We start from the raw sequence: 12,928 nt of genomic DNA on the forward strand, positions 1-12,928 counted from the left end.
CACGCTCACAGCCTCCTAATGCAGATTGTGCTGAGAGCCTGTGCCCTCTTCATCCAGAATGCCGCGCCCGGTGCGGAAGCGGTCCATCCGGAACGCGCTGGCGGTCTCATGCGGCTGCTGCGTCGCCATCAGATGCGCAAAGGCGAACCCAGAGGCCGGCACCGCCTTGAAACCGCCGTAGCACCAGCCGCAATTGAGGAACAAACCCTCGGTGCCTGTCTGATCGATGATCGGTGATCCGTCGGGCGTCATATCCATGATCCCGCCCCAGCTGCGCAAAAGCTTCGCCTTCCCGATCATCGGCATCAGCGTCATGCCCGCCTCCATGACATGCTCAGCCGTGGGCAAATTACCCCGGCTCGCATAGGAGGCGTAGAAATCCAAATCGCCACCAAAGACCAGCCCACCCTTGTCGGACTGGCTGATATAGAAGTGCCCCATCCCGAAGGTCACCACGTGATCGATGCAAGGTTTCAGGCCTTCGGTCACAAAGGCCTGCAAAACGTGGCTCTCGATCGGCAGACGCATCCCCGCCATCGCCGCCACCTGCCCCGAACGACCCGCGACCACGATCCCGACTTTCTTCGCCCGAATGGCGCCGCGCGTGGTCTGCACCCCGCGCACCACGCCATTTTCGATGTCGATGCCCGTGACCTCACAGTTCTGCAGCAGGTCCACCCCGCGCTGATCCGCACCGCGCGCATAGCCCCAAGCCACCGCATCGTGCCGCGCTGTCCCGCCGCGCGGATGGAAAAGCCCGCCATAGATCGGAAAGCGGGTGTTTTCGAAATCGAGATAGGGCAGATGGTCGCGCACACCCTCCCGGTCGAGCAGAATGGCATCGTCCCCCTGATTGACCATCGCATTGCCACGGCGCACGAACGCATCGCGCTGCCCGTCGGAGTGGAACAGGTTGATCATCCCGCGCTGGGAATGCATCACATTGTAGTTGAGATCCTCCTCCAGCCCCTCCCAGAGCTTTAAGGAGTGGCTGTAGAATTCTGAATTTCCTGGTAAAAAGTAGTTCGCCCGCACAATCGTCGTGTTGCGCCCGATGTTGCCGCTGCCGATATAGCCTTTCTCCAAAACCGCGATGTTCGTCATGCCGTGGTTCTTGGCCAGGTAATACGCCGTCGACAGACCATGCCCACCGCCGCCGATGATCACCGCATCATACTCCGCCTTCGGCTCGGGGTCGCGCCAATGGGGTGTCCAGCTCTTGTTACCGGTAAGGCCTTCCTTGAGAACGCGCAGGCCAGAAAACTTCACGTGGGACACTCCGTTGATTTCACCGCACCCTAACAGCACTGCTTTTGCGCCTCCGCGACAGAATCCGACCTCTCATGTCGCGGAGAGACTGTCGGCTGCTACTCTCGGTAAGCCGCGACGCGCTCCTCTTTGGTCACGATCTGTGGCACAACGACCGGTGCGCCCGCCGCATCAAAGAAGGGCGACCGGCGCGCGGTACCGTTAAGGTAAGCCGCCAGTGATCGCTTCAGCAGCCCGCCGAACATGCGGCCCAGGCCCTTGTCCCGGCGCGGCCCGCCCGGCAGCGCGGCCTTGGTAAAGCCATGGGTGCTCACCGGCCCGAAGGCATCCGTACTCTCAAAGAGCGGCCGCCACATGCCGGCGAGCGGCATGCGGGATGAGCCGACGGTATTCGCCAGCGGCGTGTTGCAGCAGGCGGCATACCAGCGGAACAGCCCCTTCTCCGACAGCCGCTTGCAGGCGATCTGGTCTGCGCCTTGCGTGATCTCGATGCGGGCGGGCAGCACCTGCACAAGGGGGCTGCCGCCACCGGGTTCGAGCGCCTCCATCTGGCCCAGATGCCGCGCGAACGCCCGACAGTCCTTGCAATAGCACAGAAGATGGCATCCCGTTTTCGGCGACACCTCGTGCAGCACGCCCTTCAGCGTGCCGCAATCACAGGAAAATGCGACATCCGTCATAGCCCAACCTCTTTCGCTTTGCAGCACAGAGGGTGGCCGCCCCACCACCGATAGCGCCGCTTTCAGCGCGACGTTACGCCGGGCTCTGGCGGGTCACAAGCCCTTAGCGCGATAGCTTGCCGCCACCCGCTCAATCGCCACCAGATAGGCCGCAGTGCGCAGATCATGCACGTCGTCGCGCGCGTGCCAGACCTCGGCCATCGCCTGGTAGGCAATGCGCATCGTGTCATCGAGCCCCGAGCGTACCAGCTCCAGTTCGTCCGCACCCCGCAGGTATTTCTCCTTGAAGTCCGGGCTCAGCTCCCAATGCAGTTCCTTGTCGCGCGACAGCCGTTCCAGCTCGCTCACGATCAGCTGGTGGCGCGACTCTTCCTGCCGTCGTCCCATGCGGCCAAAGCGGATATGACTGAGGTTCTTGACCCATTCGAAGTAGCTCACGGTCACACCGCCCGCGTTCGCATACATGTCGGGGATCATCACCACACCGCGCTCGCGCAGGATCTGATCGGCCCCCGCCGTCACCGGGCCATTCGCCGCCTCGATGATCAGCGGCGCCTTGATCCGGTCCGCGTTGCGCAGGTTGATCACCCCTTCCAGCGCGGCGGGGATCAGAATGTCGCACTCCTCTTCCAGCACGGCGGCGCCATCCTTCACGTGATGCATGTCGGAATAGCCCGAAATGCCGCCGTGCTTGGCGATCCATTCGCGCACCTTATCCACGTCGATGCCATCCGGGTTGAACAGGGCCCCATCGCGTTCGATGATACCGGTGATGATGCTGCCATCCTCGTCACGCAGGAACTTGGCCGCGTGATAACCCACATTGCCGAGCCCCTGAACGATCACGCGCTTGCCGTCGAGATCACCGCTCATACCAGCCTTCTTCACGCCTTCCTCGTCTCGGAAGAAGGCCCGCAGCGCGTATTGAACCCCGCGCCCCGTGGCCTCGACCCGGCCCGCGATACCGCCTGCATTGGGCGGCTTGCCCGTCACACAGGCGTTGCCGTTGATATCCGTGGTGTGCATGCGCTTATACTGGTCCGCAATCCAGGCCATCTCGCGCTCGCCGGTGCCCATGTCGGGCGCGGGCACGTTCTGTGACGGGTTGATCAGATCACGTTTGATCAGCTCATAGGCGAAGCGCCGCGTGATCTGCTCCAGCTCATGCTCGTCCCAGTCGCGCGGATCGACACAAAGGCCCCCCTTCGAGCCGCCAAAGGGCGCTTCCACCAGTGCGCATTTATAGGTCATCAGCGCCGCCAGCGCCTCGACTTCGTCCTGATCCACATTCGTCGCATAGCGAATGCCGCCCTTGACCGGTTCCATATGCTCGGAATGCACCGACCGGTATCCGGTGAACGTATGGATCTTGCCACGTAGGCGGACACCAAACCGCACCGTATAGGTCGCGTTGCACACCCTGATCTTCTCCTCCAGCCCAGGAGAGAGATCCATTAGGCCGACGGCCCGATTGAACATCTGATCGACGCTGTCTCTGAAGCCCGGTTCCATGCTGTGCTTGTTCAATGTCTTTCTCCTGTTGGCTGTCACTGTTCCGTATCTGGTGACAATCGCACCCTAAGATGGTGAGTCGTTCATTGCCAGTTTTTTGGGCAGAGTGTGAATTTCGTATGAACACAACCTATACGGACAAACGCTTAAATGCAGAAACAGTTTGAGGCTGGCCGCTCCAACCGTTTCCAGATGCACCGTCACGAAAGCGTTATCTTCTTCAAATTTTCTGCTTTTTTCAGCCTGACGCAGGGTTGCGCCCGCTTTTTGCCACAATGACCACGCATAACCGACTGTCAGTTTTCATGGCCACACGGCTGTTTAATGGAATGAGTTGGTAATCGCATGACACGTATTTCGCCGGAGACATCTGAAGAATTCGAGACGCGGCCCGTTTGCCTGTCCGACTTTGCACGGAACGAGGATGGCGTCGTCACCATCTTCTCGGTCTTCATCATGTTGATGATGCTGATGGTGGCCGGGATCGGCGTCGACCTGATGCAGAATGAAATGCGGCGCACCGCGCTCCAGAACACCGTGGACCGCGCCGTTTTGGCCGCCGCCGACCTTGATCAGACCCGCCCGCCGACCGAGGTGGTCGAGGACTACTTCGACAAGACCGGCCTGCGCGAATTCCTGACCGACGTCGATCCGCAAGCCGGCCTGAACTACCGCACGGTGACAGCGGAAGCCTTCATGCGGACCAATACGCAATTCATGTCTCTGCTCGGAGTGCGCACCCTGCCTGTGCCTGCCTTCAGCCAGGCCGTTGAAGACGTGCCAAACGTGGAAATCTCGCTCGTCCTGGACATCTCGGGTTCCATGCGGTTTTCGAACAGAATGAAGAACCTGCGCCCTGCTGCGAAAGACTTCATCGATATCGTTCTGCTCGGCCCTGCCGCGAACACCACGTCGATCAACCTGATCCCCTACGCCGGCCAGACCAACCCGGGCACCTTCATGTTCGAACGCCTCGGTGGCGTGCGCTACAGCGCGCAGGCCATGGATGAGGAAGATGGCGGCGTCAACGAGCTCTTCAACAATACCATGCTCGATGAAGACGAAGACGCGGGCACAGGCAGCGACCCAGACGTGCGCTATGTCTATCCGAACCTGTCGTCCTGTATCGACTTCGACCTCAACACCAGCAACGACTTCCTGGACGACGAACTGCCATCACAGGGTGTCTACCCGCAGACGGCGCACTTCATGAACTGGAAGATCGCGACCGAGATCGTGACAGATGCGGACGGGAACGCCATTCGCTTCGATGAAAATGGCGAGCCTTTGGAAGAGGGTGAAACCGGTGGCACAACCCGCTCCGTAATGGACTGGGGCTGGTGCCCTCAGGACCAGACCTCGATCATCTACGCATCCAACAATGCCGCACAGCTGAAGCAACGCATCGACACGATGCGTATGCATGACGGCACCGGCACGCACTACGCGATGAAATGGGCGCTGGCGCTGCTGAACCCCGATACCCAGCCGGACTTCGCCGAGATGGCCAAGCCGTCCAATGGCCTGGTACCAGCGCAATTTGCTGATCGGCCCCTGCCCTACAACAATACCGAGACGGTGAAATACATCGTTCTCATGACGGACGGGCAGATCACCGAGCAGGTGCGCCCGAAACAAACGATGGACGAAGACAACCCGACCATACATCTGGGCGCCCGCAGCTCGGATCGGGAACAGGTGACGTCGCAGTCGACCAATGTTACGAACTTCAAGAAACAGTGCGATCTGGCAAAGGCCGAAAGTCGCAACGTGGTGATCTATACCATCGCTTTCGAAGCACCCGGCAAACCGGAGGACCAGATGAAGTACTGTGCCTCCAGCGACAGCCACTTCTTCCGCGCCACGGGTAAGGCCGAGATTGCCGCCGCCTTCTCGACCATCGCGCGCCAGATCAATGAGCTGAGGTTGACCCAATGATGAGCCGCATCTCTTCCTGCCTGAAGCGCTTCCGCAAGGATGAAGAAGGGCATATGATCATTGAATTCGCGATCATCGTGCCTGCCATCTTCAGCATGTTCCTCGCCTCAGTCGAGTTTGGCATCTATTCGGTGCGGCAGCTTTTCCTCGATCGTGGTCTCGACCTTGCCGTGCGCGAAATCCGCCTGAACACCGGGATCGATGCCGATGACGACGGCATCGTCGATCTTGACCACAACACCGTGAAGCAGAAAATCTGTGACTACGCCGGTTTTCTGAACGATGGCACCGCTAACAACTGTGACCGGACCCTGCGGCTTGAGATGGAGCCCATCGATCCGTTCGCCTATGTCGGTCTGTCGGATGACGCCGATTGCGTCGATGTGTCAGAGCCGATCAATCCGCCGCGGGGCTTTACGAATGGCGTCGAACACCAGTTGATGGTGATGCGTGCCTGCGTGAAATTTGACCCCGTCTTTCCGATGACCGGTCTGGGCCGCTCCTTCAGCAAGGATGGTGCAGGGAAGGTCAAGATGATCTCCATGTCGGCCTTCGTGCAGGAGCCGATCTGATGCACACGCCCTTGCTCGACAAACTCCGCCGCGGTCTCGGCCGCTTCGGTCGGAAGGAAGATGCGAACATCGCGCTCGAAGCGGTGATCATCGCGCCGATCCTGTTCTGGGCTTACATGGCCACGGTGACGATCTTCGATGCCTATCGCCAACACAGCATCAACCAGAAAGCGGCCTATACCATCGGCGACATGGTCTCCCGCGAAGACCGCGCCCTGACGGGGGCTTACATGTCCGGCGCGCGCAGCCTATTTGACAGCCTGGCACGGTCGTCCGAGCCATCGACCGTTCGTGTGACCTCTGTGTGGTATGATGCCGTCAACAACCGCTATGTCTGCGACTGGTCGCAATCGATCGGCGGTTTGGCTCCGGCAACAGCCTCCGAGGTCGAGCGCTGGGACACTCTCCTGCCGGTGCTGCCCAACTTCGAGCGCATCACAGTGGTGGAGACCTGGGCGCGGTACAACGCCCCCTTCCAGGTCGGGATCGGTGATCACGACATCCACAACTTCATCTTCACCCGCCCGCGGCGCGCACCGGCGATCACCTGGGACGGCAACGCCGCCTGCATCTAGCCCGGCAGGTCGCCCTCCCGCTCGGCCAGCATCACGGCGATGATCTCCGCCATGAACTTGGTCTGACGGCCCGGCGTCATCCCGCCAACACCCACCCTACGTCCAAAGCGCCACCAGAGCCCCGGTCGCCATTTGCGCGCACCGGGGTTTTCCAGTCTCAGCAAGAAGCCGTTTGACGGTTTGAATGCGAAGGCGCCGCGATCAATACCGGTGATGTTCGACACCTGCGCAATCACCGTGCCGCTGCTCTCCCGCAGCTCCGTCCGGGTCAACTCCAGGACATGTGACGTCGACCGTCGCATCGCATCGGCGACCAGCAGCGCGGTCACCCCCAACGCGATCAAAAACATCTGCCAGCCAAAGCTGGGCGGGGTCATGAAGGCTACGTAGATGACCAGCACACCAAGCACCGCCAGAAGGCCGATGCCCAGGACGCGCCGCCCCAATGATGCCTGCACGGTGGCGAGCACTTCGGGTTCAGGTTCAGCTGTCATCGTGCGGCGCCTCTCGGGTTGCGGTGCGGCCTCCTACCGCGCGCCGCGGTCCGCGTCCAGCCGTGAGAGCCCCGGCATCAGCCGCCGCAGGCTGGCGGGGCGATACTCCGGTCGGGCCGCCACCCGCAAGCGTACGCTATCATCAAGCTCGCTGGCACGGCCGGGCCCTGCCCGCCAGTTCAGTAGATTCGGCAGAAGACGGTAGATCCAGCCGTGGTCATCGATCTCGGAGGTCGAGACCGTGGCATCCGGCGCGATCTGCGGAATGGCGATCCCGGGCTTCAGTTGCAGCCCTTGCATCGCCGCCCCGGCCCAGATCCACGCCAAGGTCACCTCGGTCAGCCCGCGCGTCTGGGCCGATCCGCCAACGATGCCGTGATCGCCCACGAACCAGGTCTGCTGATAGGGGCGATCCGGCCCCGTGACGCCCCGGTTCAGGCCCGGCCCTTCCTCGGTCGCGTCAAGATTGTCCCACAGGCTCGGCGCATAGGGTTGGCGCCGCTCATCGAGCGCCACTGCATGCCGCGCCGACTCCACTAGGTGAGAGAGGCGGGTGTCATGAAACGCATAGCGCGCGTTCCACCAGTCCGCCCAGCGGCCAAGCAGGCTTTCCGGCAGACCGAGGGCGCCCACCGTGTCCCAAACCCCAAGGTAGGCGATCCGCACCAGATAACTCTCATCGCCCCGCGCCAGCACATCCGTCTGGCTGGTTGCGAATCTGGGCGACAGCTGCTGTCGCGCGGCGCGGACGTGCGGCGCATCGGGGCTATTGTCCGGCCCACGCCGCCGATAGAGACGGAAGGCCCGGCGCAGATTGGCCGGTGTGGGGTCCGACAGGATGCCGCATTTGCGGATCATCCCCGCAAGCGAGCGCGCCGTGTAGGCGCCGCGCGAAAACCCGAAGATCAGGATCTTGTCGCCAGGCCGGTAACACTCGCAAAGCGCAAGGTACGCCGCCTTGATGTTGCGGTTGAGCCCCCAACCGAAGAGCCCGCCTCCCCATTTGCTCAGCCACCGCCCGACGGTGCTGACCATGCCCGTGCCTGTTCCGACACCTTCAAAGTACAAGACCTTTTGCTCGGCGCTGCGGGCGCAGAGCGACGACAGTCGCAGAACATGCGTCGCATCGCCACTGGCCGCGGAGTTCCAGGTGCCGTCACAGAAAATCGCGATATGTGCCATTTGCCATTCCCCTTCGCTGCCCTAGAGATGACAGAAGGGTTATCGCAGCCGCTTAACGTGGCGTACGCACCGGTAAGGCGGTGTCAGGGGACCTGACGAAAGGATGCTTCAATGTCGCCACGCCTGCTCGCCCTGCTGACCTCAGTGCTGACGCTCAGCTTCGCGGCCTCGCCCTTTTACGTCACAGACTTCGGCGGCTTCGAACCCGATCAGTTTCCCGTGCCGCAGGTGGACCCGCCCGTGCAGCCTGCCGGATATGCCTTTTCGATCTGGGGTCTGATCTACCTCTGGCTGGTTGTCGGCATGGGGTTTGGGCTCTTGCGCCGCGCAGAGGATGCAGGCTGGCAGGCGATGCGCCTCCCGCTCTGCGTCTCGCTGGCGGTAGGAACGATCTGGCTGCCCGTGGCAGTGCGGAGCCCGGTCTGGGCCGCGGTGCTGATCTGGGTCATGCTGATCAGCGCGCTCTTTGCGCTCTACCGCGCTCCGCGCAGTGACAAGGGCTGGGCGGCCTATCCCATCGGGCTCTATGCAGGGTGGTTGAGTGCCGCGAGCTGCGTGTCACTCGGACTGGTGTCCGCTGGCTACGGTTATCTCGATGCTTCAACGGCTGCGTTGATCTTCGTGTTTCTGGCCCTGGTGCTCGCCTCCGCCGTGCAATCGACTTTAGGGCGCACCCCGACCTATGCAGTGGCGGTGATCTGGGCTCTGGTGGCCGTCGTCGTGCAGAACCTCTCGGGCGATCAGATTGTCGCTGCCCTTGCAGGCGGTGGCGCCATCGCCCTGGTCATGCCAGCGATCAAAGCGTGGCGGGCCGAGCGGACGCGCCCATAGCGGTGGCCTGAAAGCCCACCGCACCTGCCTGTCCTGACCGTCGTGCTGGCAGGTTGGGTGGGCTTTCGGGCCACCCTTGGTCGCGTCAATCCTTGCGCCGCCCTTCCGTGTGCTTGCGCAGTTTCGACGGCGCAGCCTTCTTGCGTCCCTTGTAGGGATTGGCCTCATTCTGCCCTCGCATCCACAGCCGGATCGGCGTGCCGGGCATGTCAAAGTCGAGCCGCAGCCCGTTCACGAGATACCGGGTGTAGCTCTCGGGCACCTTGTCGGGATGGCTGCACATCACCACGAAGCCGGGCGGCCGCGTCTTCGCCTGCGTCATGTAGCGCAGCTTGATGCGCTTGCCCTGCGGCGCGGGCGGCGGATGCGCCTCGACCATGCCCGACAGCCAGCGATTGAGCTGCGCCGTGGTCACTCGACGGTTCCAGACCTCATAAGCCCGCATGATCGCTGCGTGCAGCCGGTCAAGTCCCCGGCCCGTCTTGGCCGAGACGGTGATCAGCGGCGCACCCCGCAACTGCGGCAGCAAGCGCTCGAAACTCTCCTTCAGCTCCTTCAGCTTGCCCTGCCGATCCTCCTCGACGTCCCACTTGTTCACAGCAACGACCACCGCACGCCCCTCGCGCTCGGCCAGATCGGCAATACGCAGATCCTGCTGCTCAAAGGGGATCGCCGCATCGAGCAGGACCACCACAACCTCGGCAAACTTCACGGCCCGCAGGCCATCCCCCACCGAGAGCTTTTCAAGCTTCTCCTGCACCTTCGCTTTCTTGCGCATCCCCGCGGTGTCGAAAATCCGCATCGGTACCGTATCGCCCTCGGGCCCGGCCCAGTCCACACGCAACGAAATCGCATCGCGCGTGATCCCCGCCTCTGGCCCCGTCAACAGCCGATCATCGCCGAGGATCTGATTGATAAGCGTCGATTTGCCCGCATTCGGGCGCCCCACAACCGCGACCTGCAATGGTTTGCGGTCGGTCGGCATTGGGATATCGGCCTCCATATCCCCCTCGTCCTCATCGAGCGTGATATCCGTCTCGGGCGCCTCCTCGGCGGCGCGCTCGGCAAACTGATCCGCCAGCGGCATCAACTGCGCATAAAGATCATTCAGACCCTCGCCATGCTCGGCAGAGAGGCGAATGGGCTCGCCCAGGCCCAGCGAATAAGCTTCGAGCACCCCCGCATCCGCCGCCGCGCCTTCGGCCTTGTTGGCGGCCAGAATCACATGCGCCGAGCGTTTGCGCAGGATCTCCGCAAAGACCAGATCAGACGGGGTGATACCGACACGTGCGTCCACCATGAAGAGGCAGATGTCCGCCATATCCACGGCGCGCTCGGTCAGCCGACGCATCCGCCCCTGCAGGCTGTCATCGGTGACCTCTTCGAGCCCCGCGGTGTCCACCACCGTGAACCGCAGGTCGGCCAGACGCGCCGCCCCCTCGCGCAAGTCCCGCGTCACGCCCGGCTGATCATCCACCAGGGCGAGGCGCTTGCCCACCAGACGGTTGAACAGCGTGGATTTGCCAACATTGGGACGCCCCACAATGGCAAGGGTAAAGGACATGATCTCGGCTCCGACGGGCAGGCTAAAGCGGCGCTTTACCTGACTTGTGCGTCAACGAAAAGCGTGCAGTTGCCCGTTGGTCGAAACAACGTAAAGCACACCGCCCGCAACCACCGGCGCAGTGGTGGCTCCGCCCGGGATCTCGGTCGAGGTAACCAGCGCGCCGCTCTCGGGGTTAAACCCGCGCAGCAAGCCGTCATTCGAGGCCACATAGATGCGCCCGCCAGCCAGGATCGGGCCATGATGCGCAAAAATCTCGGCCCGGCGGCGTGGGCGGTCCTTCACGAAGTTCGGCAGCTGCGTGCCCCAAATGCGCGACCCGTCCGAGGCGTCGATCCGCAGCAACTCACCCAGATCGGAGACAACAAAGACGCTGTCACCAGCGGGCAAAACCGGGCCAACGGCCCCTTCACGCGCGGTCCATTCCCGCGCGCCGGAGGCAAAGTTCAAGGCCACGATGCGGCCCGACTGGTTGCCCACATAGACGCGGTCGCCGGAAATCACCGGCTCACCCGTCACATCGCTGACCGCACCCAAGGCGCGCGCGAAGCGCTGCCCGAGCGCCGAGGCGTCCCAGCGCCGCAAGCCACCGCGCCGGAACACGGCCTGCACCTCGCCCGAGCCAAAGGCGAAGATCGCCAGATCGTCGGCCACGGCCGGCGCAGGCCCGCCCAGCACGTTGTTTACGTCAGGCGAGGCGTTGAGCTGCCATTCGACCCGTCCGTCTTCTGCCCGCAAGGCCCAGCCGGTGTCATCGCCCGAGGTGGCATAAACCAGATCACCAAAGGCCGTCGGGCGCCCGGACCCGGTGCCTTCCAGGTTCTGCCGCCAGATCTCATCTCCGCTTGCCGCATCCAGAGCAACCAGCGCCCCATAGCCCAGCGAGACATAGAGCCGCCCGTCCTTGAACGACATCCCGCCGCCGGTGGCCGCGCCCGCATCATCACGCACCGAGGTGATATCGCGCCGCCAGACAGTCTCGCCACTGGTCGAGGTGGCGGTCACCTGGGTCTCCGCATCAAGCGTATAGATCAGCCCACCGGCCACCACCGGGTCCGCCGTGATCCGATGTCGGCGGCTGTCTCCGGCCCCAATATTGGCCGACCAGACCCGTTGCGGATTTGCGCTCAAAGCCGGGTGCGCAGTGCGGAAGGATGGCGAACCAGGGCCTTGCGTCCAGTCGCTGTTGCTCTGCGTCGCTGGCAGGGAGATTGCGCGCGGGCCGTCTTGTGTCTCGGCGGCGATCGGCACGGCCTCCCCGTCCTGCAGGACCGACCGGATGTCTTCGCGTTTGCCAGGCAGGATGATGTCATCCTCGGCACAGGCGGTCAGCAGGATGGTTGCGGCCAACAGCGCAAGGCCCGTGTGCACCCGCACCGAGGTTGTCGGAAACTGAATCATACCCTGCTCGCTTTACCCATACCTTCGACCGCTGCGCTCCCTCTGATGCCGAAACCGGGGGTCAGTTTCCCGTGTTCGGCAGGTTTTCCAGATCGGGTGCGCCTCCCAGCGCCACAATCACCTGTAAGGCACGCTGTTGCAAGTCCGAGGTCACGGCAGCGTCCTGCAGGATGCTCTGGTACTGGTCAATCGCGGCCTGGGTCTCGCCTGCGGCCACATCGATCAGCGCAAGCTGTTCGAGCGCCAGCAAGCGCAGCGGCGCGCCCGGGGCCGCCAGCGCCTCGAACTGCTGACGCCGGGTATCGGCGTCCAGCGTATCGGCCTGCAAGGTGAGCGCCTTGAAGCTCGCGATCTGGCGATATATCGGGGCCACCTCCGGGTTGACGGCAACCGCATTGAGCGCGGTGACGGCGGTCTCCACATCCCCCGCTTCCTGGGCTGAAGACGCCTGCAACATCGCGACCAGCGCCTGTGCCGTGGGATCATCCGCGCTCAAGCCAGACAGCGCTCCGGCACGATCCTGCGGATCGGTCGCGCTCAAGGCCGCCAGCATGCCGTCACCGAGGGCCTGTGCCTCGCTGCGCACCTGCGCCTTGCGGTACTCGGTCCAGGCGGCGCCACCGACGATCAGAACCACCAGCAGGACACCGATCCAGCCGTACCGCCGCAAATAGCCATACAGCCGGTCGCGCCGAACCTCTTCATTGACCTCGTCGATAAAACTGTCTGTGTCGCTCATGGGCACCTGCTGACGTCAAATCTCGCCCCTCATACCGTGGCCGCGCAGGCAAGCCAAGACCCGCCAAAGCCCATGACAGAGGCGACCATTGCCTTAACTCGAAGAAATTACTAATCTGAACTGGTCAGTTTAGCGTAACTGTCGTATGGAACGCGCGCCACGTCCCGGCAC

Annotated in this window: 13 protein-coding genes; 5 read left to right on the plus strand and 8 right to left on the minus strand. The window is 62.9% G+C overall.

The features are described from left to right. Window positions 1-15 precede the first annotated feature (15 nt). The 3 genes from ACVC7O_RS14280 to ACVC7O_RS14290 all read right to left on the minus strand — a co-directional run bounded on the left by ACVC7O_RS14280 (window position 16) and on the right by ACVC7O_RS14290 (window position 3,461). Entirely contained in the window at window positions 16-1,269 is a 1,254-nt protein-coding gene (locus tag ACVC7O_RS14280; protein ID WP_458322784.1) for a sarcosine oxidase subunit beta family protein, read from the minus strand. 98 nt (window positions 1,270-1,367) lie between these two features. Continuing rightward, the gene (locus ACVC7O_RS14285) at window positions 1,368-1,949 is read right to left on the minus strand and encodes a DUF6151 family protein (RefSeq protein ID WP_458322785.1); all 582 of its coding nucleotides are present in this window, start codon (window positions 1,947-1,949) and stop codon (window positions 1,368-1,370) included. 93 nt (window positions 1,950-2,042) lie between these two features. Continuing rightward, window positions 2,043-3,461, minus strand: coding sequence for a Glu/Leu/Phe/Val family dehydrogenase (locus ACVC7O_RS14290; RefSeq protein ID WP_458326099.1), 1,419 nt, complete (start codon window positions 3,459-3,461; stop codon window positions 2,043-2,045). 150 nt (window positions 3,462-3,611) lie between these two features. On the opposite strand from ACVC7O_RS14290, the gene ACVC7O_RS14295 reads away from it, so the two are divergent. The 4 genes from ACVC7O_RS14295 (at window position 3,612) to ACVC7O_RS14310 (ending at window position 6,546) form a co-directional block, all read left to right on the plus strand. Further along, on the plus strand, window positions 3,612-3,740 hold the full coding sequence (locus tag ACVC7O_RS14295) for a hypothetical protein (protein ID WP_458322786.1): 129 nt from the start codon (window positions 3,612-3,614) through the stop codon (window positions 3,738-3,740). Between the two features lie 66 nt (window positions 3,741-3,806). Next, on the plus strand, window positions 3,807-5,399 hold the full coding sequence (locus ACVC7O_RS14300; protein WP_458322787.1) for a pilus assembly protein TadG-related protein: 1,593 nt from the start codon (window positions 3,807-3,809) through the stop codon (window positions 5,397-5,399). Continuing rightward, the gene (locus ACVC7O_RS14305) at window positions 5,399-5,971 is read left to right on the plus strand and encodes a TadE/TadG family type IV pilus assembly protein (RefSeq protein WP_458322788.1); all 573 of its coding nucleotides are present in this window, start codon (window positions 5,399-5,401) and stop codon (window positions 5,969-5,971) included. Before ACVC7O_RS14300 ends, ACVC7O_RS14305 begins: the two co-directional genes overlap by 1 nt. Continuing rightward, a complete protein-coding gene (locus ACVC7O_RS14310; RefSeq protein WP_458322789.1) occupies window positions 5,971-6,546 on the plus strand; it encodes a TadE/TadG family type IV pilus assembly protein in 576 nt (191 codons plus the stop codon). The genes ACVC7O_RS14305 and ACVC7O_RS14310 overlap by 1 nt, the downstream gene beginning before the upstream one ends. On the opposite strand, the gene ACVC7O_RS14315 is transcribed toward ACVC7O_RS14310, so the two are convergent. Continuing rightward, complete coding sequence (locus tag ACVC7O_RS14315) at window positions 6,543-7,040, minus strand: hypothetical protein (RefSeq protein ID WP_458322790.1); 498 nt, start codon at window positions 7,038-7,040, stop codon at window positions 6,543-6,545. The genes ACVC7O_RS14310 and ACVC7O_RS14315 overlap by 4 nt on opposite strands. Before the next feature lie 33 nt (window positions 7,041-7,073). Beyond that, the gene (locus ACVC7O_RS14320; RefSeq protein WP_458322791.1) at window positions 7,074-8,222 is read right to left on the minus strand and encodes a DUF2235 domain-containing protein; all 1,149 of its coding nucleotides are present in this window, start codon (window positions 8,220-8,222) and stop codon (window positions 7,074-7,076) included. Window positions 8,223-8,333: 111 nt separating this feature from the next. On the opposite strand from ACVC7O_RS14320, the gene ACVC7O_RS14325 reads away from it, so the two are divergent. Further along, on the plus strand, window positions 8,334-9,053 hold the full coding sequence (locus ACVC7O_RS14325; RefSeq protein ID WP_458322792.1) for a hypothetical protein: 720 nt from the start codon (window positions 8,334-8,336) through the stop codon (window positions 9,051-9,053). A gap of 85 nt (window positions 9,054-9,138) precedes the next feature. On the opposite strand, the gene der is transcribed toward ACVC7O_RS14325, so the two are convergent. From der to ACVC7O_RS14340, 3 genes are all read right to left on the minus strand, one after another. Continuing rightward, window positions 9,139-10,617 (minus strand): ribosome biogenesis GTPase Der, encoded by a 1,479-nt coding sequence (gene der, locus ACVC7O_RS14330; RefSeq protein ID WP_458322793.1) that lies wholly within the window; start codon window positions 10,615-10,617, stop codon window positions 9,139-9,141. 51 nt (window positions 10,618-10,668) lie between these two features. Continuing rightward, entirely contained in the window at window positions 10,669-12,018 is a 1,350-nt protein-coding gene (locus ACVC7O_RS14335; RefSeq protein WP_458322794.1) for an outer membrane protein assembly factor BamB family protein, read from the minus strand. Window positions 12,019-12,079: 61 nt separating this feature from the next. Next, the gene (locus ACVC7O_RS14340) at window positions 12,080-12,757 is read right to left on the minus strand and encodes a hypothetical protein (protein ID WP_458322795.1); all 678 of its coding nucleotides are present in this window, start codon (window positions 12,755-12,757) and stop codon (window positions 12,080-12,082) included. Window positions 12,758-12,928 lie beyond the last annotated feature (171 nt).

Source organism: Roseobacter cerffii (assembly GCF_054226325.1).

Coding starts and splice junctions, on each gene's coding strand:
- ACVC7O_RS14285 (WP_458322785.1), bottom strand. CDS start 1,949: ATGACGGATGTCGCATTTTCCTGTGATTGCGGCACGCTGAAGGGCGTG.
- ACVC7O_RS14290 (WP_458326099.1), bottom strand. CDS start 3,461: ATGGAACCGGGCTTCAGAGACAGCGTCGATCAGATGTTCAATCGGGCC.
- ACVC7O_RS14295 (WP_458322786.1), top strand. CDS start 3,612: ATGCAGAAACAGTTTGAGGCTGGCCGCTCCAACCGTTTCCAGATGCAC.
- ACVC7O_RS14300 (WP_458322787.1), top strand. CDS start 3,807: ATGACACGTATTTCGCCGGAGACATCTGAAGAATTCGAGACGCGGCCC.
- ACVC7O_RS14305 (WP_458322788.1), top strand. CDS start 5,399: ATGAGCCGCATCTCTTCCTGCCTGAAGCGCTTCCGCAAGGATGAAGAA.
- ACVC7O_RS14310 (WP_458322789.1), top strand. CDS start 5,971: ATGCACACGCCCTTGCTCGACAAACTCCGCCGCGGTCTCGGCCGCTTC.
- ACVC7O_RS14315 (WP_458322790.1), bottom strand. CDS start 7,040: ATGACAGCTGAACCTGAACCCGAAGTGCTCGCCACCGTGCAGGCATCA.
- ACVC7O_RS14320 (WP_458322791.1), bottom strand. CDS start 8,222: ATGGCACATATCGCGATTTTCTGTGACGGCACCTGGAACTCCGCGGCC.
- ACVC7O_RS14325 (WP_458322792.1), top strand. CDS start 8,334: ATGTCGCCACGCCTGCTCGCCCTGCTGACCTCAGTGCTGACGCTCAGC.
- der (WP_458322793.1), bottom strand. CDS start 10,617: ATGTCCTTTACCCTTGCCATTGTGGGGCGTCCCAATGTTGGCAAATCC.
- ACVC7O_RS14335 (WP_458322794.1), bottom strand. CDS start 12,018: ATGATTCAGTTTCCGACAACCTCGGTGCGGGTGCACACGGGCCTTGCG.
- ACVC7O_RS14340 (WP_458322795.1), bottom strand. CDS start 12,757: ATGAGCGACACAGACAGTTTTATCGACGAGGTCAATGAAGAGGTTCGG.